22 protein-coding genes and 1 pseudogene are annotated in these 25,950 nt (G+C 70.2%); 9 read left to right on the top strand and 14 right to left on the bottom strand.

The window, feature by feature from the left end; genetic code table 11:
• Positions 1–17 precede the first annotated feature (17 nt).
• Positions 18–425 carry a YccF domain-containing protein gene (locus ACFZA2_RS03785; protein ID WP_315993499.1) on the bottom strand — a complete coding sequence of 136 codons (408 nt, stop codon included), beginning with the start codon at positions 423–425 and terminating at the stop codon, positions 18–20.
• 142 nt (positions 426–567) lie between these two features.
• Here ACFZA2_RS03785 and ACFZA2_RS03780 point away from each other — a divergent pair, with 142 nt between their 5' ends.
• From ACFZA2_RS03780 to ACFZA2_RS03770, 3 genes are all read left to right on the top strand, one after another.
• Positions 568–1,044 (top strand): general stress protein, encoded by a 477-nt coding sequence (locus ACFZA2_RS03780; RefSeq protein WP_315993498.1) that lies wholly within the window; start codon positions 568–570, stop codon positions 1,042–1,044.
• Between the two features lie 159 nt (positions 1,045–1,203).
• Positions 1,204–3,636, top strand: a complete 2,433-nt coding sequence (locus ACFZA2_RS03775) for a UvrD-helicase domain-containing protein (RefSeq protein WP_363578069.1) — start codon at positions 1,204–1,206, stop codon at positions 3,634–3,636.
• 233 nt (positions 3,637–3,869) lie between these two features.
• The gene (locus ACFZA2_RS03770) at positions 3,870–4,982 is read left to right on the top strand and encodes an SseB family protein (protein WP_391400817.1); all 1,113 of its coding nucleotides are present in this window, start codon (positions 3,870–3,872) and stop codon (positions 4,980–4,982) included.
• 78 nt (positions 4,983–5,060) lie between these two features.
• Here ACFZA2_RS03770 and ACFZA2_RS03765 read toward each other — a convergent pair whose 3' ends face one another.
• Entirely contained in the window at positions 5,061–5,687 is a 627-nt protein-coding gene (locus ACFZA2_RS03765; RefSeq protein WP_315993495.1) for a DUF1684 domain-containing protein, read from the bottom strand.
• Between the two features lie 136 nt (positions 5,688–5,823).
• Between ACFZA2_RS03765 and ligD the strand changes: the two genes are divergently transcribed.
• On the top strand, positions 5,824–6,849 hold the full coding sequence (gene ligD / locus ACFZA2_RS03760) for a non-homologous end-joining DNA ligase (RefSeq protein ID WP_391400812.1): 1,026 nt from the start codon (positions 5,824–5,826) through the stop codon (positions 6,847–6,849).
• Positions 6,850–6,949: 100 nt separating this feature from the next.
• On the opposite strand, the gene ACFZA2_RS03755 is transcribed toward ligD, so the two are convergent.
• Positions 6,950–7,906 (bottom strand): DUF5937 family protein, encoded by a 957-nt coding sequence (locus ACFZA2_RS03755; RefSeq protein WP_391400809.1) that lies wholly within the window; start codon positions 7,904–7,906, stop codon positions 6,950–6,952.
• Positions 7,907–7,961: 55 nt separating this feature from the next.
• Between ACFZA2_RS03755 and ACFZA2_RS03750 the strand changes: the two genes are divergently transcribed.
• The gene (locus tag ACFZA2_RS03750) at positions 7,962–9,239 is read left to right on the top strand and encodes an MFS transporter (protein WP_391400806.1); all 1,278 of its coding nucleotides are present in this window, start codon (positions 7,962–7,964) and stop codon (positions 9,237–9,239) included.
• A gap of 32 nt (positions 9,240–9,271) precedes the next feature.
• Here ACFZA2_RS03750 and ACFZA2_RS03745 read toward each other — a convergent pair whose 3' ends face one another.
• The 5 genes from ACFZA2_RS03745 to ACFZA2_RS03725 form a co-directional block, all read right to left on the bottom strand.
• Positions 9,272–10,315 carry an ATP-dependent DNA ligase gene (locus ACFZA2_RS03745; RefSeq protein ID WP_391400803.1) on the bottom strand — a complete coding sequence of 348 codons (1,044 nt, stop codon included), beginning with the start codon at positions 10,313–10,315 and terminating at the stop codon, positions 9,272–9,274.
• A gap of 5 nt (positions 10,316–10,320) precedes the next feature.
• Positions 10,321–11,493, bottom strand: coding sequence for an AI-2E family transporter (locus ACFZA2_RS03740; protein ID WP_391400800.1), 1,173 nt, complete (start codon positions 11,491–11,493; stop codon positions 10,321–10,323).
• A 138-nt stretch (positions 11,494–11,631) separates the two neighbouring features.
• On the bottom strand, positions 11,632–12,873 hold the full coding sequence (locus ACFZA2_RS03735) for an acyl-CoA dehydrogenase family protein (protein ID WP_391400797.1): 1,242 nt from the start codon (positions 12,871–12,873) through the stop codon (positions 11,632–11,634).
• 222 nt (positions 12,874–13,095) lie between these two features.
• Positions 13,096–13,764: a TetR/AcrR family transcriptional regulator gene (locus tag ACFZA2_RS03730; RefSeq protein ID WP_391400794.1), complete on the bottom strand. Its 669-nt coding sequence runs from the start codon at positions 13,762–13,764 to the stop codon at positions 13,096–13,098.
• 9 nt (positions 13,765–13,773) lie between these two features.
• Positions 13,774–13,920 carry a hypothetical protein gene (locus ACFZA2_RS03725; RefSeq protein ID WP_391400791.1) on the bottom strand — a complete coding sequence of 49 codons (147 nt, stop codon included), beginning with the start codon at positions 13,918–13,920 and terminating at the stop codon, positions 13,774–13,776.
• 115 nt (positions 13,921–14,035) lie between these two features.
• Here ACFZA2_RS03725 and ACFZA2_RS03720 point away from each other — a divergent pair, with 115 nt between their 5' ends.
• Entirely contained in the window at positions 14,036–15,520 is a 1,485-nt protein-coding gene (locus ACFZA2_RS03720; protein ID WP_391400788.1) for an FAD-dependent oxidoreductase, read from the top strand.
• A gap of 108 nt (positions 15,521–15,628) precedes the next feature.
• Here the strand turns inward: ACFZA2_RS03720 and ACFZA2_RS03715 are convergent, their stop codons facing one another.
• The 4 genes from ACFZA2_RS03715 to ACFZA2_RS03700 all read right to left on the bottom strand — a co-directional run bounded on the left by ACFZA2_RS03715 (position 15,629) and on the right by ACFZA2_RS03700 (position 21,561).
• Positions 15,629–16,261: a LysE family translocator gene (locus ACFZA2_RS03715; protein ID WP_363578088.1), complete on the bottom strand. Its 633-nt coding sequence runs from the start codon at positions 16,259–16,261 to the stop codon at positions 15,629–15,631.
• Between the two features lie 252 nt (positions 16,262–16,513).
• On the bottom strand, positions 16,514–18,037 hold the full coding sequence (locus tag ACFZA2_RS03710) for an FAD-dependent oxidoreductase (protein WP_391400784.1): 1,524 nt from the start codon (positions 18,035–18,037) through the stop codon (positions 16,514–16,516).
• Positions 18,030–20,168 carry a molybdopterin oxidoreductase family protein gene (locus tag ACFZA2_RS03705; protein WP_391400781.1) on the bottom strand — a complete coding sequence of 713 codons (2,139 nt, stop codon included), beginning with the start codon at positions 20,166–20,168 and terminating at the stop codon, positions 18,030–18,032. The genes ACFZA2_RS03710 and ACFZA2_RS03705 overlap by 8 nt, the downstream gene beginning before the upstream one ends.
• A 4-nt stretch (positions 20,169–20,172) precedes the next feature.
• Positions 20,173–21,561: an MFS transporter gene (locus ACFZA2_RS03700; protein WP_391400779.1), complete on the bottom strand. Its 1,389-nt coding sequence runs from the start codon at positions 21,559–21,561 to the stop codon at positions 20,173–20,175.
• Between the two features lie 269 nt (positions 21,562–21,830).
• Between ACFZA2_RS03700 and ACFZA2_RS03695 the strand changes: the two genes are divergently transcribed.
• The 3 genes from ACFZA2_RS03695 (at position 21,831) to ACFZA2_RS03685 (ending at position 24,961) form a co-directional block, all read left to right on the top strand.
• Entirely contained in the window at positions 21,831–22,325 is a 495-nt protein-coding gene (locus ACFZA2_RS03695; RefSeq protein WP_391400776.1) for a TIR domain-containing protein, read from the top strand.
• Positions 22,298–23,236: an HIT family protein gene (locus ACFZA2_RS03690; RefSeq protein WP_391400773.1), complete on the top strand. Its 939-nt coding sequence runs from the start codon at positions 22,298–22,300 to the stop codon at positions 23,234–23,236. Before ACFZA2_RS03695 ends, ACFZA2_RS03690 begins: the two co-directional genes overlap by 28 nt.
• Before the next feature lie 1,386 nt (positions 23,237–24,622).
• Positions 24,623–24,961, top strand: a complete 339-nt coding sequence (locus tag ACFZA2_RS03685; RefSeq protein ID WP_391400770.1) for a hypothetical protein — start codon at positions 24,623–24,625, stop codon at positions 24,959–24,961.
• Between the two features lie 26 nt (positions 24,962–24,987).
• On the opposite strand, the gene ACFZA2_RS03680 is transcribed toward ACFZA2_RS03685, so the two are convergent.
• Together ACFZA2_RS03680 and ACFZA2_RS03675 are read right to left on the bottom strand one after the other, a co-directional pair.
• Positions 24,988–25,554 (bottom strand): helix-turn-helix domain-containing protein, encoded by a 567-nt coding sequence (locus tag ACFZA2_RS03680; protein ID WP_391400767.1) that lies wholly within the window; start codon positions 25,552–25,554, stop codon positions 24,988–24,990.
• A pseudogene (locus tag ACFZA2_RS03675) lies at positions 25,551–25,781 on the bottom strand (NADPH-dependent FMN reductase); the annotation flags it as partial. The gene ACFZA2_RS03680 and the pseudogene ACFZA2_RS03675, both read right to left, overlap by 4 nt.
• Positions 25,782–25,950: the final 169 nt, after the last annotated feature.

Below are 25,950 nucleotides of genomic sequence, written 5' to 3'. Positions count from 1 at the left end.
GCCCGCGCGGACGACGTTCAGCGACCGAGCGTCTGATCGAACGGTCCGCCGCGTCGGATCTCGCGCACCTCTTTACCGAGCGGGAACAGCGAGACGGGCACCAGCTTGAAGTTCGCGATACCGAGCGGGATGCCGATGATCGTGACGCACAGCACGAGCCCCGTGACGATGTGCTCGAGAGCGAGCCACCAGCCGGCGAGCACGACCCACACGAGGTTCCCCAGGAACGACCCCACGCCCGCCGTCGGCTTCGCCACGATCTCGCGGCCGAACGGCCACAGCGCGTACAGCCCGATGCGGAACGAGGCGATGCCCCACGGGATCGTCACGATCAGGATGCAGAGCACCACTCCCGCGGCGAGGTAGCTGAGGAAGAGCCAGAAACCCGACAGCACGAGCCACAGGACGTTGAGAATGAGGCGCATGCGTCCATCCTCGCGGTTCGGAACGCGGCACCCGACGGGTTTGACACCGCTTCGCCTAACCGCCCGACGGTGGGGGTGCAAGCGCCCTTCGCACACCACCTCGGGGGTCTAGCGTGGGGCACCCCGAGGGAAGGAACCGATCATGTCCGACGTCACCCGCGCCACCCCCGAACGCCGCGTCCTTTCGAGCTTCAGCGACTACACGGGAGCACAGGCCGCCGTCGACCGTCTGTCCGACGCCGGGTTCCCCGTCGAGCACACCGCCATCGTCGGACACGGCGTGCGCATCGTCGAGCAGGTGACGGGGCGCATGACCCGTGGACGGGCGGCGCTGCTGGGTGCCGCGTCGGGCGCGTGGTTCGGCCTGATGATCGGCGTGCTGATCGGTCTGCTGAGCGTCGGAGGGTTCCTCGGGTTCGTGCTGCTGGGTCTCGTGCTCGGTGCCGTGTGGGGCGCGGTCTTCGGTTTCGCCGGACACGCCTTCACCGGCGGCCGCCGCGACTTCTCGTCGGTGCAGGGCTTCGAGGCCGAGCGCTGGGACGTGACGGTGGATGCCGAGCACTTCTCCCGCGCGCAGTCGCTGCTGTCGTCGGGTGCGGCGGGGGAGGGTCGCGCGTAACGTCGGCGCACTGCTGCCGGGCGGGTTCCGGGGTCGTGGGGCACCGCGCGTGGCCCCGGGGCGTCGGGGGTGACCCCGGGCCACCGGCGCGCGTCGCGCTCGTGAGGCCGCCCGGCCGCGAGGCCGATGTCGGAGGCCCCGCCTAGACTTGAAGGCGCCATGACCGACGCCTCCACGCCCCTCATCGTCGGCGGTTCCGCACCGTCGGCCGCCCGACCCGACGCCGATCTGCTCGAGGGGCTGAACGGTCCGCAACGGGAGGCCGTGACCTACCGGGGTCAGGCGCTGCTCATCGTCGCCGGCGCCGGCTCGGGCAAGACGAGCGTGCTCACCCGGCGCATCGCCTCGCTGCTGCGCACGCGCGAGGCGTACCCGAGCCAGATCCTCGCAATCACCTTCACCAACAAGGCCGCCGGCGAGATGCGCGAGCGCGTCCACCAGCTCATCGGTCAGAAGGCCGACGGCATGTGGATCTCGACCTTCCACTCCGCGTGCGTGCGCATCCTCCGCCGCGAGGCGGAGCAGTTCGGCTTCACGAAGTCGTTCACGATCTACGACTCCGGCGACTCGCGCGCGCTCATCAAGCGTCTCGTGAAAGAGCACGAGGGCGACTCGTTCGGCCTCACCCCCGCGGGGACGCAGAGCCGCATCTCGAAGCTCAAGAACGAACTGGCAGACGCCGAGTCGTACGCCCGCTCCGCCAACATGAGCGACCCCGCCGAACGCGTCTTCGTCGAGATCTTCTCGTCCTATCAGCGTGAACTGCAGCGGGCCAACGCCTTCGACTTCGACGACCTCATCGCCCAGACCGTCTACCTCTTCCGCGCGTTCCCCCAGGTCGCCGACGTCTACCGCAAGCGGTTCCGGCACATCCTCGTCGACGAGTACCAGGACACCAACCACGCGCAGTACGCACTGATCCACGAGCTCACGCGCCCCGTCGGCTCCGACGCCGAGCCGTTCTCCTCGGGCGGCATGATGATCTTCGACGCGGAGCCCGCGGGCGAGGACGCCGCATCCCTCACCGTCGTCGGTGACTCCGATCAGTCGATCTACGCGTTCCGCGGTGCCGACATCCGCAACATCAGCGAGTTCGAGCGCGACTACCCGGGCGCCAAAGTCGTGCTGCTCGAGCAGAACTACCGCTCGACGCAGAACATCCTGTCTGCGGCCAACGCGGTCATCGCCAACAACTTCGACCGCAAAGACAAGAAGCTCTGGACTGACGTCGGCGCGGGCGACCCGATCATCGGGTTCACCGGCTACTCGCAGCACGACGAGGCGCAGTTCGTGGCCGACGAGATCGAGGCACTGCACAAGAAGGGCGTCGACTACTCCGGCGTCGCGGTGTTCTACCGCACCAACTCGCAGTCCCGTGCGCTGGAGGAGATCTTCATCCGCTCCGCGGTGCCCTACAAGATCATGGGCGGCACCAAGTTCTACGAGCGCGCCGAGATCAAGGACGCCCTCGCCTACCTCGTGGCCGTCGCCAATCCGGCCGACTCGATGGCCCTGCGCCGCATCCTGAACCGTCCGCGCCGCGGTATCGGCGACGTGACCGAGACGGCGATCGCACGCTATGCCGCCGAGCACGACATCACCTTCCGCGACGCCCTCGCCAACTCCGCTCAGCTCGGTGTCGGCCCCAAGCTGCAGAAGGCGATCGATCAGCTCGACGCCGTGCTCACCGAGGCCACGGCGGTCATGCTGCCGGCATCCGGAGAACTCGCCCCCTCCACCTCGGTCACCGAGGGCTTGACGCTGCTGCTCAACAAGAGCGGATACTTCGACGCCCTGCGCGCGAGCAAAGACCCGCAAGACGAAGCGCGCCTCGAGAACCTCGACGAGCTCATCGCCGTGACGCGCGAGTTCGCGCGCAACAACCCCGAGGGCACGATCATCGACTTCCTCACCGAGGTGACCCTCGTGGCGGATGCCGACGACCTCGACGACGCGTCGGGCTCGGTCTCGCTCATGACCCTGCACACCGCGAAGGGCCTCGAATACGACGCGGTGTTCCTCACCGGAGTCGAGGAAGACCTGCTGCCGCACCGGATCTCGGCCAACGAGCCGGGCGGGCCGCAGGAGGAACGTCGTCTGTTCTACGTCGGCATCACGCGCGCCCGCAAGCGACTGCACGTCTCGCTCGCGATGACCCGCGCGCAGTTCGGCGAGGTCACGGTGGCCATGCCGAGCCGGTTCCTGCAGGAGATCCCTGCCGACCTCATCGACTGGCGTCAGTCGCCGGGCGACGTGAACGGCCGCGGCGGATCGCAGTCCCGCGCGCTCAACGCGCGCGGCCGTCGCCCCGGCCAGCCCGGCGGGGGCAATCGCTATGGCGACGACCTCGTCCCCCTGCCCAAGCGCGCACCGGCCGACCCGAGCAAGTTCCCGAACCGCATCCCCGCGAAGGTGCGCGACAACGGCGACATGGTTCTGGCCGCGGGTGATCGCATCCGCCACGACGACTTCGGCGAGGGCCGGGTGGATGCCGTGACCGGCGAAGGCGCGAAGCGCGTGGCGCATGTGCGCTTCGACACGGTGGGTCCGAAGAAGCTGCTGGTGAAGATCGCACCGATCGCGAAGCTGTAGCGCGTCCGCGCGAGGCGGGGGAGGCCACGCGGCGCAGGGCGACCCGACGCCCCGCACGCCGACCCGCCGACCCGACGCCCCGCACGGCGACCCGACGCCCCGCACGCCGACCCGCCGCCCCGCACGGCGCCCCGACGCCCTGCGCATCAGCGCGTTGCCGCGCCGTACGGTGCTGCGCCCCGCCAGGGCCCCCCGGGGCCCTGGCCCCCGGACCGCCCGGATAGGCTGGCGGAATGGCTCTCTTCTCGCGCCGCAAGAAGTCCGAATCCGACGACGCATCGGTCGACCGGCCCGACACCACGATCGAACCGGGCGAACAGCCCGTCGACCCCGCCGGCCCGAGCGATGCCGCTCCCGCCGCTGACGCGACCCCCGCCGCTCCGGCCGAGGCCGCGCCGACCGTCGGCATCTCGATGTCGTCGTTCCGCGGAGTGGGGGCGGGGCCCGAGCCCGCACCGACCTTGACGAACGCCCCGCCGGTCGCCGCACGCCCGTCGGCCCGTCAGCCCGGCCCGATGGAGGCCCCCGAGGCGCCCGAGACGGTGCAGGGTCTGCGCGACAACGCGCTGCTCGGCAACGCCCTCGCCGAGATCTCGGGGCAGCCCGAGCCGGCCCAGCTGCTCAACGTCGCGCGTCAGCTGCTGCAGGGGCACGTGTTCCTGCGCGTGAAGGGCGATGCGCGGGCGCTGCTGGCCGAGGGCAAAGACCTTCCGCTCGCCGTCGCCAACCGCGGCGACGAGCAGCTCGTGCTCGCGTACAGCGGGGGCCTGGCGCTCCGCGCGAGCGTCGAGGCGGACGGCGACCACGACACGTCCGCGATGGGCCAGCCCATCATGGCCCTGCTGCGACACGTCCTCTCGGGCTCCTACGCCGGAATCGTGCTCGACCCGGCATCCGGTGACAACCGCGCCGTGCTGCCCAAGGCGCTCCTCGAGCGCATGGTGGCCGAGGTCGACCCGGAGCTGCGCATCAAGACCGCCCTGTGCGACACGCGTACCGACGAGACGGTGACCACGATCGTCGAGGCGATCGTCGCCGAGGCGCCGATGTGGATCGCGGTCAACCGCACCGAGGAGGGCGGACCGATCGGCGTCGCCGAGTCGCGTTCGGCCGCGGGCGAGCGTTTCCTCGAGGTCTTCAGCCACCCGCTCGAACTTCTTGCGCTCGGCCGCGGCGATCAGCCGCTGCCCATCAGCCGTGCGCAGCTGTCGAAGGCCCTCGCGAGCGACCCCGCGCTCACCGGCATCCTGATCGATCCGGCGGGCCCGTGGATCCGCCTCACCCGCGAGGAGCTCGCACCCCTCATCGACCTCGCCGCGCAGGACGCCGCCGCCGCGGAGTCCTGAGCGCTCAATCGAAGCGGGCCGCCCCCACCCGGGGAGCGGCCCGCTCTCGTTTCGCGGGGATGCCGAGCGGCCCGGCCGTCACACCCCGTACAGCTCGCCGACGGGGACCGCCACCGGCAGCACATTGCCGGCGGGAGCGAGCGGGCACGCCCACATCGGGTCGTAGGCACACGAGGGGTTGTAGGCGAAGTTGAAGTCGATGACGAGGGTGTCGGGGGCGGCTCCGCGGCCGAGGTCGGCGCCCTTGATGGTGTCGAGCAGGTAGCGTCCGCCTCCGTACGTGCCGCCCGGCCGACCGGCGGCCGCGTCGCGCACGGGCACGAACAGTCCGCCGCCGTAGGACGTGAGGCGCCAGACGTCGAGTGATCCGGTGTCGGGGAGCTCCACGCGACCGATGCGCTCGAAGCCGACCTCGCCGTCGGTGCCGGTGGTCGCGACGAACGACGCCTCGTCGGCGTCGAGCAGCGGCACCTCGAACCGCCAGGCGGCGTCGTAGGGGGCGAGGGGAAGGCCCACGAACCCGTCGCGCTGCTCCGGGAGAAGCGGCGTCGCGGGGTGATCGGCGAAGAGCGCGTCGCGCTCGATGCGCCAGAGCTCGTGGGCGTCTTCGGGGTCGTCGGCCTCGCGCACGGCGTCGTAGAGCGCGAACACGCGGCGGCGCCAGTCGGCGATGTCGAGGGCGGTGCGGGCGGCGGCGGTGGTCATGACATGAGCGTAGGCCGGGGGTGGATGCCGGGGCCCGGGGTGGACAGCGACGCGGCGGGGCGCCCGCGTGCGCGCGGCCGACCGCCCGTCGCGCAACGGGCAGACACGGCGCGGGCCCGCGCACTAGCGTCGGCACATGGCATCCCCTCGCATCACCCTGACCGTCCCCGGCCCCGACGGCGACCGCGAGGTCGGCATCTCGAACCCCGACCGGGTGCTCTGGCCCGAGGTCGGGATCACCAAACGCGAGCTGGCCGAGTACCTCATCGCGGTGGGCGGCGCGTTCATCGCGGCGAACGGACACCGGCCCGTGTCGCTCGAACGTTTTCCCGAGGGCGTGGGCGGCGGGGCCTTCTTCTCGAAGAACCCGCCGAAGGGGGCGCCGGCGTTCGTCGAGGCCGTGACGGTCACCTACAACAGCGGGCGGCGGCATCCGCAGCTGTTCCTCGGCGAGATCGCCTCGGCGGTGTGGGCCGCGCAGATGAACACGATCGTGTTCCACCCCTGGGCCTCGCTCGCGACCGACCCCGACCATCCCGTCGAACTGCGCATCGACCTCGACCCGCAGCCCGGCACCGGGATCGCCGAGGCCGTCACGGCGGCGCATGAGCTGCGGGTGGTGCTGCGCGAGGCGGGCCTCGAGCCCTGGATCAAGACGAGCGGCAACCGCGGCCTGCACGTGTTCTGCCCGATCGAGCCCACGCACGAGTTCCTCGACGTGCGGCACGCCGTCATCGCCGCCGCGCGCGAACTGGAACGACGGATGCCGGATGCCGTGACCACCAGCTGGTGGAAGGAGGAGCGGGGCGAGCGCATCTTCGTGGACTTCAACCAGGCGAACCGCGACCGCACCATGGCCGGCGCGTACTCCCCGAGGGCCCTGCCCACCGCCACGGTGTCCACCCCGGTGGCCTGGGACGAGCTCGACGGCCTCGACCCGCTCGCGTTCACGGTGCGCTCGATGCCCGAGCGGTTGGCATCCGTCGGGGACCCGTGGGAGGGCTTCGCCGAGAAGCCCGGACGCATCGACACGTTGCTGGAGTGGTGGCAGCGCGATCTCGAGAACGGGCTCGGCGAACTGCCGTTCCCGCCCGAGTTCCCCAAGATGCCCGGCGAGCCGCCGCGCGTGCAGCCGTCGCGGGCGAAGGCGCCCGCGGAGTGACGCGGCGCAGCGCGGACGAGGGCGGAGAACAGGAGATCATTCCGGGACAGGACGGCGAGAGAGATCGGCGTCCGGTTCTCGACTGATCGCCTGCCGCGCCTCAGACGCCGGCCGCCAGCGCGTCGCCCGCTGCGCTGCGGTAGTACAGCACCGCCCGGCCGTACCGGGCGCGGTTGAGCAGCCCGGCGCGTTCCATCACGCGCAGGTGCTGGTTGACCGCGGAGGTCGAGACACCGAGCCCCAGGGCGAGATCGGTCGAGGATGCCGGCTCACCCAGCGCCGCGAGAAGGGTCGAGCGGGTGCGTCCGAGCAGGTCGGAGACGGCGTCGGGCTCGGGCTGCGTGCTGCGCGACCACATCGCGCCCTGACCGCGCGCCGGATACATGACCGCCGGCGGGAGATCGTCGTCGATGGGGGTCGAGACGCGGACGGTGAACATCGAGGGCACGAGGGTGAGGCCGTCGCCGAGCACGGGCCGACGGCGGATGTCGGGGTTCCACAGCCGCACGTCGAGGTGGCGGCCGTCGTAGCGGGCGGCATCCGAGAGTCCGTTGAGCACGGCGCCCAGACCCGACTGCGCGGCGATCCGTCCTCGATAGGCGATGTCGGCCCGCAGGACGGCGCTCATGCGCGGCCAGTGCGGGGCGAAGCAGAGGTCCCACGCGGTGGCGAGAGCGCGTTGCAGACGAGCGACGACCAGGTCGTGCCGCCCGCGGAACACCGGCGGGACCTCGCCATGGAGGCGCTCGAGGTCGGCGACGAAGCGCGCCCGGGGGATGCGTCCGAGCGCGACCAGCTCGTCGTCGAGCGAGGTCAGCGGCGACGACGGGCGGGGGTTCACGAAGTCCGCCGTCCATTTGCGGTCGTTGACGAGCCCGAGCAGCACCTCGAGGTCGAGCAGGGGGCGCACCGACGCGATGCGCTCCAGCCACGGACGCTGAAGGGGGAAGCCGTCGGGTTGGGAGAGGGCGCGCAGCCCCAGCCCGAGCTCCGACAGCGGTGAGACGCCGAACCGGATCGCCGAGATGTCGGCGGCCTCCAACTCGTACCGGATCATGAAGCCTTACGCTACATTGATTGAGGGCGCCGACGGCGCCTGCCTCAATGAGATGGTGACCAGCACGATCCCGACCGTCCCCCTGAGAACCCTCGTGCAGACGGATCGCACCCTGCGCCGCCTACTCACCGTCACCCTCGTAGACACGCTCGGCCGCGGCGCGTTCTTCACGCTGACGACCCTGTACCTGACCCTCATCGTGGGGCTCGAGCCCGTCTCGGTCGGTATCGGCCTCACGATCGCCGGGGCGGTGGGCGTCGCGAGCTCACTGACCTTCGGACACCTCTCCGACCGCGTCAGCGCGCGGAAGATGCTCATCGTCCTGCACGTCGTGCAGGGGGCGGCGCTCATCGGCTACCTCTTCGTCCGCGATCTGCCGACGCTCGTGATCGTCGCCTCGCTCGTGCTGCTCGCGCAGCAGGGAGGGGGGAGCGTGCGCTCCTCCGTCGTCGGGCGGGCGTTCCGCGGGGAGGACCGGGTGCGCATCCGCGCGACGATGCGCACCGTGACGAACGTCGGTATCGGAGTCGGCACCGCGGTCGCCGCCGTCCCCCTCGCGCTCGGCACGCCGTTCGCGTTCCACCTCACGATGACGATCGCGGGCTCGCTCTTCCTGCTCTCCGCCGTGCTCGTCGCCGGTCTCGACCCGCGGCGCGTCGACGTCCGGCGGGAGGACCCGGATGTCGAGACCCCGGCCTCCGCGCCGGTCGCCGCCGTGCGGAGCCCCTACCGCGACCCGCGCTTCCTGTGGCTGACCGCACTCATGGGGGTGTTCGGCATCCAGTTCGGGGTGTTCGAGATCGGCGTGCCCCTGTGGGTCGTCGCGCACACGATCGCCGCCGACGTCCTGGTCAGTCCGCTGCTCCTGGTCAACACGGTGGTCGTGGTGCTGCTGCAGGTGCGGATGAGTCGCGGGACCGGGACGTTCTCGGGAGCCGGGCGGGCGATGATCCGCGCCGGGTGGCTCATGGTCGCCGCGTGCGCCCTGTGGGCCGGGGCGGGATGGATCGGCGGTGAGGGATGGGTGCCCGCGACGGCGGTGATCGTCGTGCTGCTCGCCGCGGCCGTCGCCCACTCGCTCGCCGAGATCACCTCGAGCGCCGCGGGGTGGAGCTTGAGTTTCGACCTCGCGCCGCAGGAGCGCATGGGGAGCTACCAGGGTGTCTACGGCACGGGCTATGCGGTCGGGGCGATGATCGCCCCCGCCGTCGTGACGATGACGGCGATCGACCTCGGCACCGCCGGGTGGGCGATCCTCGCGGCGATGTTCGCTGTCGCCGCAGCCGGTGTCGTGCTGATCGCCCGACGGGCGGATGCCGTGGAGGTGCGCTGAGCGGCCCGCACCGCGCCCGGGCTCGCTGCGAGTCAGTCCAGAACGTCGCCCAGGTCGTACGAGCTCACGGTGTCGAGCTGTGTGAAGGTGCACGAGCGGGCATCGCGGTCGGGGCGCCACCGGTCGAACTGCACCGTGTGCCGGAAGCGCATGCCCTCGAGCTGGTCGTAGCGCACCTCGAGAACGCGCTCGGGACGCAGCCGCACGAACGAGACGTCTTTGGACGCCGAGAAGCGCGAGCGGTCGGTCTCGCCGGTGACGGCGGCGCCCTCGTCGTCGCGCTCGACGTACGGCTCGAGCTCGTCGATCAGCTCGCGGCGGCGCTTGTCGGTGAAAGCCGACGCACCCCCGACGCCGTGCAGTCGACCGTCGTCGTCGTAGAGCCCCAGCAGCAGGGAGCCGACGCCCTCGCCGGACTTGTGGATGCGGTAGCCCAGCAGCACGACGTCGGCCGTGCGCGCGTGCTTGATCTTGAACATCGTGCGCTTGTTCGGCGCGTAGGGCTGCGCGAGAGGCTTGGCGATCACACCGTCGAGACCGGCGCCCTCGAACTCGGCCAGCCACCGGCGCGCGAGGTCGGGATCGTCGGTGGTGCGGGTGACGTGCACCGGGTGCGGCACGTCACCGAGCAGATCGACGAGCTGCCTGCGGCGCTCGGAGAACGGCTCGCCCTGCAGGTCGCGCTCGCCGCGGGCGAGGAGGTCGAACGCGATGAACATCGCCGGGGTGTCCTCGGCGAGCAGGTTCACCCGGGATGCCGCAGGGTGGATGCGCTGCGAGAGGGATTCCCAGTCCAGCCGTTGGGAGCCCGGTTCGCCGCGCGCCACCACGACCTCGCCGTCGATGAGGCACGGCTCGGGGAGCAGTCGCGCGAACGCCTCCACCAATTCCGGGAAGTAACGGGTGAGAGGCTTCGCGCCCCGGCTGCCGATCTCGACGTCGGTGCCGTCCCACGAGACCAACGCACGGAAGCCGTCCCACTTCGGTTCGTAGCTGAAGCCCCCGTCGACCTTGGCGTGGTCGGGAACCTCGGGCACCGACTTCGCCAGCATCGGTGCGGGGATGTCGTAGGACACGGTCGTCAGCTCTCGTCGCCTGCAAGCGGCACGGGATTCTTGCGCTTCTTGCGGCGGGCCCACTCGGCCGGCTCGTCGGAGCCGTTCCAGACGGTGATGATGCCCCAGACGACGGCCGTGAGGGGCACGGCCAGCAGGGTACCCAGGATGCCGCCGATCGCGGTGCCGCCGGCGAGCACGACCAGCACGACGAACGAGTGCAGCTTCATCGACCGGCCCATGAGGACGGGCTGGAGGAAGTTGCCCTCGAGCTGGTTGACCACGACCACGATGCCGACGACCACCAGGGCGATCACCCACCCGTTGGTGACGAGAGCGACGAGCGCGGCCAGGATGCCGGCCGTCACGGCGCCGACGATCGGGATGAACGCGAGCAGGAAGACGAGCACGGCCAGGGGGAGCGCCAGCGGCACACCCAGGACGGCCAGGCCGATGCCGATCCCGATGGCGTCGACGGCGGCGACGGACGCCGTCCCGCGCACGTACGAGCCGAGGACGGTGACCGTCTTGTCGCCGATGCGACGCGCGCGCTCGTAGTCGCTGCCGTGGAACGGGCGGAGGACGAACTCCCACATGCGCGGACCGTCCTTGAGGAAGAAGAACAGGATGACGACCATGAGCACGAAGCCCGTGACGAACGAGGCCACGGCGCTTACCCCCGCGAGGGCGCCGGTGCCGAACTGCGCGCTCGTGACGAAGTCGCCGATCGCCTGGACGGCCTGGTCGACCTGATCGGGCGAGATCGCGAACGGCAGGGTGTGATACCAGTCCTGGGCCTTCTGGAATCCTTCGACGGCCTGCGAGCTCAGGGTGTCCCACTGATTGATCACGGCGTTGACGACGAGCCACCCGAGGGCCGCGAGCACGACGACGACCGCGAGCAGCGTGAGCAGGGTCGCGACGACCGCCGGGACGCCCTTGCGTCGCATCCACATCGTGACCGGCCCGAACGCCGACGCGAAGATGAGCGCGAGGATCAGGGGGATGATGACGAGCGTCACCTGACGGATGCCCCAGATGACACCCGCGACCAGCACGACGACGATGATGATCTGCACCGCGCGTACGGCGAGACGCCCGAACCCATCGGCCCACAGGCTCTTCGGCGGCGTCTGCACGGTCTCGGCGACGGCTTCGACCGCGCGACGCGGCGCGGGATGGCGAGAGAAGAGGCCCATGCGACGACGTTAGCGGGAGGTCCCGACATCGTCCGCGCGGCTTGCGCGGGTGGGGGTCGGCGGTTAGGGCGGCGATCCGTGAGACCCCGGCGCGGACGACCGAGAGCGATCGCGGCGCCGGGGTCTCGGCATCCGGGGTCAGACGAAGGCGCTCATGCCCGTGATGTCGCGGCCGAGAAGGAGGGCCTGCACGCTCTCCGTGCCCTCGTAGGTGTGGATCGCCTCGATGTCGGCCATGTGCTGCATCACGCCGTTCTCGAGCAGGATGCCGTTGCCGCCCAGCAGGTCGCGCGCGATCGACGCCACCCGGCGGGCCGCGCGCGTGTTGTGGTACTTGGCGAGGGAGGCCTGGGTGGGTCGAAGGCCGCCGGAGGTCTCGAGGTCGGCGAGGCGACGGCAGTACAGCTGCATCGCGGTGAGTTCGTCGAGCATCTGCGCGAGGCGCTCCTGGACCATCTGGAACTTCGCGAGGGGCTTGCCGAACTGCATGCGCTCGGTGGCATACGTCCGCGCGATCTCGTAGCAGGCCGTCGCGTGGCCCAGGGCCGACCAGGCGACGCCCGAGCGGGTGGCGAAGAGCACGACCGACGCGTCCTTGAACGTGCGGGTGCCCGGGAGCACGGCATCCGCGGGAAGACGCACGTCGTCCATCGCGATGTGGGCCTGGTGAATGCCGCGCAGCGACACCTTCCCGGTGATGACGGCGCCCGTGTAGCCCGGTGTGTCCTGCTCGACGAGGAAGCAGCGCACGTCGCCGTGGTCGTCGCCGCCCTCGTCGTCGACGCGGGCCCAGACGAAGGTGATGCCGCCGGAGGCGCCGTTGCCGATCCACTTCTTGGTGCCGCTGAGTGACCAGCCGTCGTCAGTGCGGGTGGCGGTCGTCTCGAGCGAGACGGAGTCGGAGCCGTGGTCGGGCTCGGTGAGCGCGAAGGCGCCGAGGACGGTGCCGTCGGCGAGGGGCTTCAGCCAGCGCTGCTGCTGCTCGGGTGATCCGTAGAACGCCAGCGTGCGCAGCGCGAGGCCGCCCTGCACGGCGAGGGCCGTGGCGAGCGAGCCGTCGTGGCGCGAGATCTCCATGTTGACCAGTCCCGCGGCCAGGGGAGAGGTGCGCGGCAGGTCGGGGTGCTCGATGCCGTCGGTGAACAACTCGAGCTCGCCCATGCGCCGCACGAGGTCGATCGGGTAGGTGGCGGCATCCCACTCGCCCTGCATGCGCTCGCCGACCTCGTCGGCGAAGGTCTTCGCGGCATTCCACGCGGCGCGGTCGGCGTCGGGGATGTCGGCGAAGACGGCGTAGTAGTCGGTGTCGCGGCGGCCCAGCAGGTCGTAGTGGGCGACGCGCTCTCCGGGGAGGGCGCGGGCATCGGCGTCGATGGTCATGGTTCCCAGTATCGCTCACGCTGATACTCGGTGTCACGCCGTGGGGGTTTCTCACGGCAACCCGTCGGACTCGCCCCGCGTGCGCGCTGACGCGCTCCTCGCGTGTCCAGGACACGCCGCGTGGCGCCGCCGCGAACGGCGTGTCTTGGACACTCGACAGGGGTGTGGGGTGGACCCGGGGCTCGGGCAGTGCCGCGCCGCGACGAGGGAGGCGGCCCCGGGTCAGTCGCCGAGCGAGGCGCGCAGGCGGCGAGTCACCTCGGCGGCGGGCATGCGGCGCGGGAACGCTGCCACGATGAGGTCGTCGCCCGACGCGTCGTCGCCGTCGGCGTGCACGCCGTAGCGACGCAGCACGTCGTCGAGTGCGCGACGCAGGACGGATGCCGGCACCCGGGCGCCCCGCATGAGCCGGCGCAGCACGTGGTTGTGCACCGCCGTGACCAGGGCGGCGAAACCGACGGCATCCAGGGGGTCGAGGCCGGGAAGGGCCTCGCGCAGGTACTCGTCGAAGAGGCGTTCGTAGCGGAACACCGTGACGATCTCGCGGTCGCGCAGATCGGAGATCTCGCGCACGATCACATACCGACGGCGGGCGAGCTCGGGGTCGGCCGCGAAGTGGCGGAACACCCGCACCGAGGCCTCGCATACTGCGGCCCACGGGTCGTCGTGCGGCTGCGCCAGGTAGGCGCGCGTCTCGGCGAGGAGCACCTCGTGGTCGGCGAAGACGACGTCTTCCTTCCCGCCGAACTGCCGGAAGAACGTCGAGCGTGACACTCCCGCGGCCTGCGCGATCTGCTCGACCGAGGTCTGGTCGTAGCCGTTCGCGACGAAGAGGTCGATGGCGGCGGCGACCACGGCCGTCCGGCTCGGCGGGGCAGGGGTCTCGCTCACGTGATGAGCCTAGGCGTCGGAGGCCGGAGAATCCCGCGATTCCCGACCGCGGGCGGTGAGCTCGTCGCGGACGGCTTTTCGGACGACGCCGTAGACCGCGGAGAGGGCGACGGCGGCCATGACCACGACGAAGACGAGCGAGGTGAGCGGGTCCATCCGTCCACGCTGTCACGGCAAGGGCGTCGGCGCATCCTCCACCCGCGGCTAACCGAAACCACCGCCGGGGGCAAGTGGATGCCGAGACCTCGGCCCCCGCGATGGGATGGACCGCATGACATCCCCCCTGTGGCTCCGCGATCAGACGCCCGTCGACGGCACCCCGTTCGAGTCCGGCGCGCGGCACGACGTCGTGATCGTCGGCGCAGGCCTCACCGGCCTGTCCACCGCCGTGATGCTCGCCGAGGCCGGCCTCGACGTCGCGGTGGTCGACGCGGGCGGGGTGGGGCAGGGGGCCACCGGCGCCTCCGTCGGCATGGCATCCCTGCTGCAGGGGACCACGCTCGCGTCGCTGCGGAGGCACCACCCGGCGAGCCTGGTGCGCGCCTACGTCGATGCGAACCGCGCGGGCCTGGAGTGGCTCGCCGACCGCGCCGGCGGTGCTGCCGACCGTCGCACCGCTTTCACTTTCGGGCGGGGGATCGCCGCCGACGCCGCCCTCGACGCCGTGCGCGACGCGGCCCGCGAGGCCGGTCTCGCGCTGCGCGAAGACGCTCCCGCCGACCTCGGTGGCCGCACTCCCGTGCGCGCTCTCGCCCTCGACGATCAGCTGGCCCTCGACCCCGCGTTGCTCGCGCGGACGCTCGCCCGCACCGCAGTGGAGGCCGGAGCGACCCTGCACACCGGCGTGCGCGTGACCGACGTGCACGCGCTGCCCACCGGCCGCGTCGAGACCGAGCACGGTCCGATCTTCGGCGACACGGTCGTCCTCGCGACCGGCACGCCCATCACCCGCCGCGGCCTGTACGACCTGAAGACCCGGGCCCTGCGCTCGTGGGCGATCGCTTTCGAGCTCGACGGGGATGCCGAGGCCCCCGGCGGAGTGTGGAGCGAGGTGGGCGTCGACGGGCGCAGCGTCGTGGCGGCCCCGTCGTCGTTCGGGCGGTCCGCTCTCATCGTCACCGGGGCACGGCATCCGGTCGGGTCGGCGTCGTCGGAGGTCGCGCTCGCTGAAGGGCTCGCCGCGTGGGCTCGCCGGACGCTCCCCGTCGGCGCGGAGATCGCCCGCTGGTCGGGGCAGGACTACCAGTCGCACAACCTCGTGCCGTTCGTGGGCGGGATGCCGCGCGGTCTCGGCCGCCTGCGATTCGCCACGGGATACGCGGGGTGGGGCATGACCAACGCCCCGGCGGCGGCGATGCGCCTGACCGCGGAGATCCGCGGCGTCTCGCGCAGTGAACGACCCGAGTGGATGCGGACGATCGGCACGCGCCTGACCGTGCCCGCCGATCTCGGTCGGGGTATCGGCGAGGCCGCGCGGCGTGCCCGGGTCGCCACGATGGCGCTCGCCGAAGCGGTTCCGGCGCCGACGAAGAGACCCGCGGAGGGCGCCGGACTCGTGGCCCGCCAGGGGCTGCGCACGGCCGCCGTCTCCACGATCGACGGACGCACGCGCGCGGTCACCGCGCCGGCGCCGCTGACGTGGAACGACGCCGAGCGCACGTGGGACAGCCCCGTCGACGGCTCGCGCTACGCGCCCGACGGGACGCGGGTCGAGGGCGCGGCATCCGCGGATCTGGGTACCGCCGTTCGCGGGTGAGCGACGGTTTGCGTCCGCGGGGCGAGCGTGAGTCCGGCGAATGGGGCGTTCGCGCGCGGGATCGACGCGTTCCGGCCGCCGTCTGCAGGAGTTGTGCCGGCCGGGCGCTCAGCTCTTCGCGCCGGTGAGCGCGAGCGCGCCGCCGAGGCCGATCATCATGACGCCGCCGGTCGCCGACAGCGTTGAGATGCGCTTCGGCGACCGCGCGAACCATGCGCGCGCCGTGCCGGCGGCGACGGCCCACGCGCTGTCGCAGGTGAGGGCGAGAACCTGGAAGATCAGGCCCAGGAGCAGCAACTGCAGCCACACGGCACCCGCGTGAGGATCGACGAACTGGGGCAGCACGGCGACGAAGAACGCGATCGTCTTGGGGTTCGTCATCCCCACGATGAAGCCCTGGCGCAGCAGGGTCCATGACGAGGCGGGTGCGGCGGAAGCGCCGGCGACGTGCGCGTGGCGGTGACGGATGGCCTGGATCCCCAGCCACACGAGGTAGATCGCGCCCACGATCTTCAGCACCGTGAAGGCGACGATCGAGGATGCCACGATGGCACCGACCCCGAAGGCGACGGCGAGCACCGCGGGGACCGTGCCGAGGGCGTTGCCCACGACGCTGAGCACTCCGGCGCGGCGGCCCAGCGCGATGGAGCGACCGATGACGAAGAGCACGCTCGGACCCGGGATGACGATGATGACGACCGACGCGGCCACGAAGGCGACGAGGTTCTCGATCGGAGGCATGCGCGCAGCGTACTGCCCTCGCGTTTCGCGGCTGTGTCGCCCGCCGCGCCCGCGCCCCGCGAGGCGCGCGTGAGGACTCGAGAATCGTCGCTTTCGCGGTCGCCCGGCTACCATTTCCGACCCCTCACGCGGGCTCACGTGAGGGGGCGGGCGGGGCGGCGCCCCCCTCGCGTGAGGGGTCGAAAATCGTCGCTTCCGCGACCGCCAGGCGACGAATTCTGACCCCTCACGCGCGGTGCGGGCCTGCGCGCGCTAGGCGGGCACGGCCTCGCGCGCGAGCAGCTCGGTGATCCGGCCGACGCATCCGCCGCAGCCGGTGCCGGCGCGGGTGGCGGCCTTGACGCAGGCCACTGTCGGCTCTCCGGCGGAGGCGGCGTCGCGGATGGCGCCCGCGCTCACGCCGTTGCACCAGCACACCGTGGCATCGGCCGCGAAGGGATCGGCGACCACGGCCATGCCGGCGTCGGGCGCGTCGAGCCGCAGCAGCGACGACCGATCGGCGGGCAGCTCCGAGCCCCGCTCGAACAGCAGGGTGAGTTCGGCGCCGGTGCGCGGCATCCCGACCGCGACGAAGCCGGTGAGTACACCGTCGACGGTGACGAGCTTGACGTACGCACCGCGCGCGGGGTCGGCCCAGATCGTGACCTGGGGGCCGTGGCATCCGGGAGCGTGCGCGAAGGGGTCGGCGTCGACGGCGCCGCCGGCGACCACGTCGATGCCCTCGGCCTTGAGCATGACGACGCCCGGGCGCTCGGCCGGTGCGGGCGTCGAGGCTCCGGACGAGAGCAGCGTCGCGAGGCGGTCGGCCTGGCGCCAGCCGGGGCCGATCAGTCCGCTCGGCCCGCCGGGGACGCGTCCGTCGGGCTCCGCGTCGGCGGGGTCGGCGACGTGCGCGCAGTCGCCGATGGCGAAGACGTTCTCGTCGGTCCAGGAGCGGGAGGAGCCATCGACGAGCACGCCGGCTGACACGGCGAGTCCGGCCCGTGCGGCGATCTCGGTGCGCGCACCCACCCCGCACGACAGCACGAGCAGGTCTCCCGCGAGCACGCGCCCGTCGGCGCAGACCAGGCCGTCGAACCACGCCTGCCCGTGGTCGTCGTAGCGGTGCACGATGCTCTCGGCTCGCGCGTGGTGCCTCATCTCGACCCCCGCGGCCACCGCGGCGGCGGCGAGGACGCGCCCGCCGTTCTCGTCGAGCGTGCGGTTCATCGGCGCGGTGGAGTGGTACGCCACCGTCACGGCGGCGCCCGCCTCGGCCGCGGCGATGGCGAGCTCCATGCCGAGCACCCCCGCGCCGAGCACGACGATCCGCCTCCTGGCCGAGACCGCGGCGCGCACCACCTCGGCGTCGGCGAGGTCGCGCAACACCACGACACCGCGCGGAAGGTCTCCGTCGAGGGCCGCGGAGCGTCGCACCCCGGCGAGCGTCGGCACGTTCGCGCGGGCGCCCGTCGCCAGCACGAGTCGGTCGTAGGGCAGACGGATGCCGTCTTCCAGCCGCACCGAGCGGAGCGAGCGGTCGATACCGGCCACCGCGACCCCGAGGAGGAACCGCACTCCCGCCTCTTCAGCGACGCGACGGTCGCCGAGGTCGAGCCCGGCGCGATCCATGCGTCCGACGGCATATTCGGCGATCAGCACGCGGTTGTAGGCGTCGTGCGGCTCGGCGCCGATGACCGTCAGGTCGATGCGCCCGTCGCGCACGGCGGGCAGCAGCCCCTCGACGAGCCGTGCCCCGACGGGGCCGTAGCCGACCAGCACCACGCGTTCAGGCATGGGTTCCCTCCTTGGTGCGAACAGGGTCCGGATGCGCCGAGACCACCACGGACCCCCGCGGGAACGCGGGCACGGGCACAGCGGCCTCCGAAGCCACGCGCACCCGCGTGCGCTTGAACTCCGGCATGGCCGACGTGGGGTCGACGATCGCCTCGGTCAGCCGGTTCGCGCACTTCTCGCCGGCGTAGTGGAACGGCAGGAAGACGGTGTCGTGGCGGATGTCGGTCGTCACCGTCGCCCGCGCCCGCACCACGCCCCGCTCGTTCGACACGGCGACGAGGGCATTCTCGCGGATGCCGAGCCGCGAGGCCGTCGCGGGATGGATCTCGAGCCGCGCCTCGGGGCGGGCGCCGTTGAGCTCGGCGACGCGGCGGGTCTGCGTGCCCGACTGGTACTGCTGCAGGTAGCGGCCGGTGACGAGGGTCAGCTCGTCGCCGCGGTCGGTGGGCGCCGGGGGAGTGGCATCCACCGGCACCAGACGCGCGCGGCCGTCGGCGCGGGCGAAGCGCTGGGTGAATGGTCGCGGGGTGCCCTCGGCGCGGTACGGCCAATACGCCTCGATTCCCGTGTCGAGCAGCGCGTGCGAGAGGCCCGAGTAGTCGGCGATGCCGCCCTCCGAGGCTCGGGCGAGCTCGTCGAACACCACCGACGGATCGGTCGACCAGGTGGATGCCGCGCTCAGACGCCGCGCGATCTCGGCCAGGATCCACAGCTCGCTGCGTGCGCCCTCGGGTCCGGGCAGCGCCTGTCGGCGCCGGATCACGCGGCCCTCGAGGGAGGTCATCGTGCCCTCCTCCTCGGCCCACTGCAGCACGGGAAGCACGATGTCGGCGAGCTCCGCGGTCTCGGAGAGGAAGAAGTCGCAGACGATCAGGGTGTCGAGGTCTTCAAGTCGGGCGCGGACGGCGTCGACATCGGGCGCCGACACGACGACGTTGGACCCGGCGACGAGAAGCGTCTTCACTGGACCGCCGAGTTCGGCGAGGAGGGCGGTGGCCGGGATGCCGGCATCCGGGATCTCGTCGGGATCGATGCCCCACACCCCGGCGACGTGCCGGCGGGCCTCGGGGTCGCGGATGGAGCGGTAGCCGGGCAGTTGGTCGGCCTTCTGGCCGTGCTCGCGACCGCCCTGCCCGTTTCCCTGGCCGGTGAGCGTGCCGTAGCCCGACCCCTCACGGCCGACGAGGCCGAGCACGAGGGCGAGGTTGATCGCGGCGGTTGCGGTGGCGGTGCCGTCGACGTGCTGTTCGACGCCGCGTCCGGTGAGGATGTACGCGCGGCCCGTGGCGAGGCGCCGTGCGGTTTCGCGGAGCTGCGCCACGGGGACGCCGGTCGTCGAGGACGTCCGCTCGGGCCACCAGGCGGCGACCGACCGCCGCACCGCGTCGAATCCCGTCGTGCGCTCTTCTATATACGCGCGGTCGAGGAGGTTCTCGGTGATGACGATGTGCGTGAGTCCGAGCAGCAGTGGAAGGTCGGTGCCGGGAGCGGGCTGAAGGTGGGTGCCGGCGCCGTCTTCGGTGAGGCGCGCGGTGGCGGAGCGGCGGGGGTCGACGACGATCAGGCCGCCCGCGGCACGAGCCCCGGCGAGGTGCGCGAGGAACGGCGGCATTGTTGCGGCGACGTTGGAGCCGAGCAGCAGGATCGTCCGCGCGTCGTCGAGGTCGGTGACCGGGAAGGGCAGGCCCCGGTCCATCCCGAACGCCCGGTTGGACGCCGCGGCCGCCGACGACATGCAGAAGCGACCGTTGTAGTCGATGCGCGAGGTGCCGAGCGCGACGCGGGCGAATTTGCCGAGCTGGTAGGCCTTCTCGTTCGTGAGTCCGCCGCCGCCGAAGATCGCGTTGGCGTCGGGGCCGTGCGTGGCTTTCGTGTCGCGGAACGCCGCGGCTACGGCATCCAGTGCCTCCTCCCAGGTGACCTCGGCGAGGGTCCCGTCGGGACGCCGCATGAGCGGCATCCGGAGTCGGTGGGGGGATGCCAGGAGCTCCGCCGACGTCCAGCCCTTGGCGCAGAGCCCTCCCCGGTTGGTGGGGAAGTCGCGGCCGGTGACCGTCGTGGCGCCCGCGTGGCTGACGGTCATGGCGCACTGCAATGCGCAGTAGGGGCAGTGGGTGTCGGCGGAGCTCATGGGGTCAGATCCGCGTTCCGGTCTTGGTCGACATCCGCAGGTAGACGCCCGCGGTGAGGGCGAGGAACGCGACGTACGCGAGTGCGAACCAGCCGAGCGCGGGGGTGTAGGAGCCGAACGTCGTCTTCGAGAAGCCGAGCAGCTGCGGGATGAAGAAGCCGCCGTACGCGCCGATCGCCGAGATGAGGCCGAGGGCCGCAGCGGCCTTGCGCTGCGCGCCGACGCCGCCGTTGGCCTTGAGGGCGAAGATCGTCGGGATCATGCGGTACGTCGAGCCGTTGCCGATGCCCGCCGCCGCGAACAGCACGAGGAAGCACAGCAGGAAGATCGCGAAGTTCTGCATCGGCAGGGTGAGGATCACACTCAGGATGCCGAGCCCCATCACCGTGAAGGCGCCGATCGTGATCACGGTGCCGCCGAAGCGGTCGGCGAGCTTGCCGCCGTAGGGGCGGGCGAGCGAGCCGACGAGGGCGCCGAGGAACGCGAGGGTGACGGTCGCGGTGCCGATGGCGATTCCCTTGAAGTCGGGGAACGTGTCGGCGAGGAGCTTCGGGAAGACGCCCGCGAAGCCGATGAACGAGCCGAAGGTGCCGATGTAGAGCAGCGAGAGCACCCACATGTGCGGCTCTTTGAGAGCGGCGAGGGATGCCGTGATGTCGGCCTTCGCGGCGGAGAGGTTGTCCATGCGGAGGTACGCGCCGACCATCGCGACGAGGATCAGCGGCACCCAGATGAGGCCCGCGAGCGGCAGGTTGAGGGTGGCCGCGGCGCCGACGGTGATGACGATGGGGACGACGAACTGCGCGACCGAGGCGCCGAGGTTGCCGCCGGCGGCGTTGAGTCCGAGGGCGTATCCCTTCTGCGCGGCCGGGTAGAAGAACGTGATGTTCGACATCGAGCTGGCGAAGTTGCCGCCGCCGAAGCCGGCGAACGCGGCGATCAGGAGCAGGAGGCCGAAAGGCGTCGCGGGGTTCGACACCGCGATGGCGAGGCCGATGCTCGGGATGAGCAGAAGAGCGGCGGAGACGATGGTCCAGTTGCGGCCGCCGAAGCGCGGAACCATGAACGTGTAGGGGATGCGCAGCGTCGCACCAACGAGGCTCGGCATCGAGATGAGCCAGAAGATCTCACCCGTCGACAGCTGGAAGCCCGCCGCGGGCAGCGACACGACGACGACCGACCACAGCTGCCAGACGACGAACCCGAGGAACTCCGCGAAGATCGACCACCGCAGGTTGCGGGAGGCGATGGCTTTGCCTTCTTTGGCCCACTGGGTGGGGTTCTCGGGGTTCCAGTTGTCGATCCAGCGGCCGGGGCGGTGTTGTAGTTCCGCTGTCTCGATTGCGGCCGCGGGCGGCGTTGCGGTTTCGGGGCGCGGGTCGGTGACGGTCACGGGGTCCTCCGGTGGGCGATGCGGGGGAGGTGCAGCGCTCCGCATGGGCGGGGCGTGCCGTCAGCGTAGGGAGGAGGGGTTTCCCGGGAGGGCGTTAGCGGGGGCGGGGAGGTAACGGTTGTCTCACCGGGCGAGGGGGTGGGGGAGAGGGGGAATTTACGTGGGCGTTACATGTCTGCGAAGAACGGTCGGCGGATGCAGTGCGCTGCTATCGACCGGGATGATGACATTTTGCGAACGAGCGCATAGAGTCAGGCATCTATAGATGTTTGGGGGAAGTTTTGGCTAGGACAGTTTTTTACAGTTTTCACTACAAGAATGACGTCCACCGCGTGCAGCTCGTGGAAAAAATGGGTGCGCTTGAGGGGCAGCCGATCCTCAACTCGCAAGAGTGGGAGAAGATCCAGGGCCAAGGGGACGACGCTGTCCGTAAGTGGATCGACGAGCAAATGAAACACAAGCGTACGGTCGTGGTGCTGATCGGTAGCCAGACCGCAACGCGCCCCTGGGTGAAGTACGAGATCGAGAAGGCGTGGGCCGAAGGTCGTCCACTTCTCGGCATCAGAATCCACGGACTTTCCTCCATGGGCTCTGTTGACACAGAAGGCGCTAACCCATTCGATAGCGCGGATGTTCCCGCCGACTCGATCCCCATCTTCGACCCCACCCGACGAGACTGGCGCGGTGATATCGACTCGAAAGCGACCTACAACTATCTCGCTGACAACATTGAGACATGGACGCAGAACGGAGCGACAGCCTGACCGAGGATGCTGTCTGCCCCTTCTGCCGGATCGCTCGAGGGGACGACGCCAACGCGATCGTTGTATTTGAGGATGAACGTACGATCGTGTTCCCGCCACTTGCGCCGGCCGCCCGAGGGCATCTGCTTGTCGTACCCAAGAAGCACTTCGCGCGTGTCTGGGATCTAACTGAAGACGATGCGGACGCAGTCATGCGGACGGTGGTCAAAGTAAGTGGTGCGACGGAAAGAGTGCTTCGGCCAGCGGGTCTCAACCTCATTCAATCGAACGGAGCGGCGGCCACACAGACAGTAGACCACGTGCACGTGCATATCGTGCCTCGGTGGCGTGGTGATCGGCTTGTGCTACGGTGGCCGCGAAAATCTCAGCAGACTGCACTGGAGCGACGGGACTACGCAGCCTCCATCAGATCTGAACTCGGTCCGGTCATATCGAAGAACCTGAAGTTTGTATCGTCGGACGACAGGCGCCAACACTTGAGTTTCATTCAGAGCGTCATCTCCCGGATGGCGGCCGCGTCGGCATCTGCGAAAACCTGGTTGCTGCCTATTGTGACCGCTGCGTTCGGATACGCGTTTGTGGAGAAAAGTCTCTTTGTTGCCCTGTTGGGGATTGTTGCCGTGATTGTCTTCGCGTTGCTCGACGCGAATTATCTCAAGCAAGAGCGTGCCTTCCGTGGACTTTACGATCGAGTCTCACGCGGGGAGTCCGTCCCTGCATTTTCTATGAATCCTACGGTGGCGGGCCCAGCCGGAGTCGTCAAGGTGAATTACTGGCCGGATAAGAAGGATTGGTGGTCGTGGGCCATCGCTCCGTTTTATTTGCCGATGATTGGCGTTGGTGTTCTCCTCCTGATTTACCTTATGCCGTTGTGTTCACTGATCAAACTCTGGAGTTCATTGATTGAGTAATTACACCTTGAATGAAATTCGCGCTCTCGGACAATCCGAAGCCAGGTGGGAGCGCGGGGGAGCTCGGGAGGCGCTCCGCAAGTCCGCTGGTCTGGTGGGCCCGTTCGATATCTTCCTCAGCCACAGCTACCTGGATGCCGAGCTCGTTTTAGGCGTGCGTTCTGTGCTCCAGCGGGCGGGGAAAAGGGTTTACGTCGATTGGATTGACGACCCTCAGCTCGACCGGAGCCGGGTGTCCCCTTTGACCGCGGCACGACTTCGAGAACGTATGGTGCAGTGCGCATCGCTCATCTACGCCGCCACTAAATCCGCCTCACAGTCTAAATGGATGCCGTGGGAACTGGGGTTTTTTGATGGACGCAAGGGTGCTGAGGCGATCGCGGTGATGCCGCTCGTTGTCTACCAGGGCGAGAGCTTGGGTCAGGAGTATTTGGGCCTCTATCCCGTTGTGGAACGATCGGCTGCCTATCAGTCGTCCCCGATCGTCGTAAGGCGAGACACAGCCACTCCGCGTCAGAAGTCACTCGACGATCTGATCGCTGGCCGTGGCGGACCTTCGTGGCGGCTCCGTTAGGCTCGTTGGCGCTGCACCAGAACTTACGTCGTTTACCGAGGGTGATGCGCGTTCTTGCGCCGCGGTTAGCAAATACAGGTTGGTCACAATCGGCGGTGACCTTCTCGGCGAGCGTTACCACAGCGCTGCCGCGCGCGCTGAGCCATCCAACGACCTCGTCGGCGTCGCGCGGGAGGCAGACCGACGACTGGCACCGCCGCCGCGATATGGATTGTCTGGCGTAAGTCCACAGCGGCGGCGAGGTCTTCAGGCGGGCACGCGTCGTCAGTCAGGTCTCGACGAGCTTGCGAGCCCAGGATGCCAAGACTCCGCGTTCCACGCGGCACCGCCGGGATACGCCTCCTCTGATAAGCCCGCCGAAGAGGGGTGGGACACTGCGCGCCGCGGGTGCGTGGGTCGAGCTCATGCGCCGACTCGGGTGTGACCACTTCCTCGCTCGCGGGGGTGATTTGGGTCGGCCGGTCGCGCTCGGTGGCCGGTTCGCGGCGCACGTCATCGGTATCTATGCAAAGACTCCGATCGCACCGTCCGGGCTCAGCCTCTGCGTGCTCGACGCCACCGAACGGCAGTGGGGCGAGCACACCCGCGTCTTCGAGCGGAACCGCCTCGCTTACGCGAGGGTCATGGCGACCGCGCTGGGTGCCGGGGGCTGCCAGTGTGACTTCTACCGCAGCGCGAGGAGCGGAGCGCGGGAGCGGGTCGCTCGCGGACTCTCCCTCCCGAAGGGTTGGCCATACGTCAACGTAGGCGTACCTCCTGCGGTATGCGCTGAGTGCCAGGATCGATGGTTGAGTGAGTCGCCCGTTCAGCGCATGACCCTCGCCACCCTGACCCTGGCCGGCTCGCCGAGCTTTGGATCCGTCGAAGTGCGACGCATCACGATCGCCGCGAACGTGCACCCGGGCGCTCATTCGCACAACGGCCCTGTGTTCGGGGTCATCGAGACAGGTGCGGTGATCTTCCAGGTCGGGTCCGGGGAGGAGTCCATCCTTCGCGCGGGCGACACGTTCTATGGCCCGGGTGGCCAAACCATCTCGCGTTTTGACGCTACCGAGCAAGGTGTGACGTTCCTCGCGTGGTTCACCCTCGCGACCGGCGTTGAACCAGAGTTGACGATGGGGCCTGTGCCCAGCGATGAGGCGAGGGGCTAGCGATCGACAACCGCACGACCGCCTTGTCAGGTGCCCACCGTCGCGGTGACGAATCGCTCGACCATTCCCGGAAGCCCGGCACGGCCGTAATCCCGACGCAGGATGGCAAGATCCGTCAGCGCTGTCACGCCCCCGATCAGGAACACCGCAACCTCCTCGGCATCCGCAACACCCCGATCGCGAAGCATGCCCGCAAGGACGGCGCTCAGCGTGGCGTCCACGGTCCGCTCGGCCACGCGCGCCCCCTTTCCGTAGAAGAGGAAGTCGTGCACCTCGAGGTTCTCGAGGGAGGCCTCGACGAGCGCGGTGCACCACGTGGCGGCGGCGGTCGCAGCGTCGGATGGGGCCGTGGCGGTCGCGGTTCGGAGGCGGGTGAGGATGAGCGCGTCGAACTCGTCCTCGATGGCGCGGACGAGGTGCGGCTTGGTGGGGAACGACAGGTAGACGGTGCCTTTGGCGACTCCTGCGCGGCGGGCGATGGCATCCACGCTCGTCGCGTCCACTCCCTGTGCCAGGAAGAGATCGCGGGCCGCGGCGACGACGGCCGCGCGGCGTTGGTCGGGAGCGCGGCGTCCACGAGACGCCGTCGTCACGTCGGGTTCTTCGTATTCCGCGTCGTCCACGCGACAAATCGTTCCATGTACGACGCGAATCGTCGCGTCATCTCGGTGTCGAGGAGTCGTCCGTCTTGGCCGAACAGGTCGTAGCTTCCGCCGATGTAGAGCTCGGGCTGCTGCATGGTGGGCATGTCAAGGAACACCAGCGATTGCCGCAGGTGGTGGTCGGCGCCGAACGCGCCCATCCGACCGGGCGACGCGGAGACGACGGCCGTGAAGGATCCATGTCACTGACCGTTGGTCAGTCGGGCGTCGCGCGCGTGGCGGTAGGGGCTCGCCGGGGTGGAGCGAAGGTCGGCACTCGGTCCGAGCATCCTTGCGCGCTCACGTTTTCTGAGCGCACGTGCGTTGGAATCCGGTCGGGCTAACTCC

This window comes from Microbacterium sp. NPDC007973 (assembly GCF_042958465.1).
In the GTDB taxonomy this organism is placed as follows: Bacteria; Actinomycetota; Actinomycetes; order Actinomycetales; family Microbacteriaceae; genus Microbacterium; species Microbacterium galbum.
Note: the sequence above shows the minus strand (reverse complement) of the source record. Positions and strands in the feature narration are given on the sequence as shown.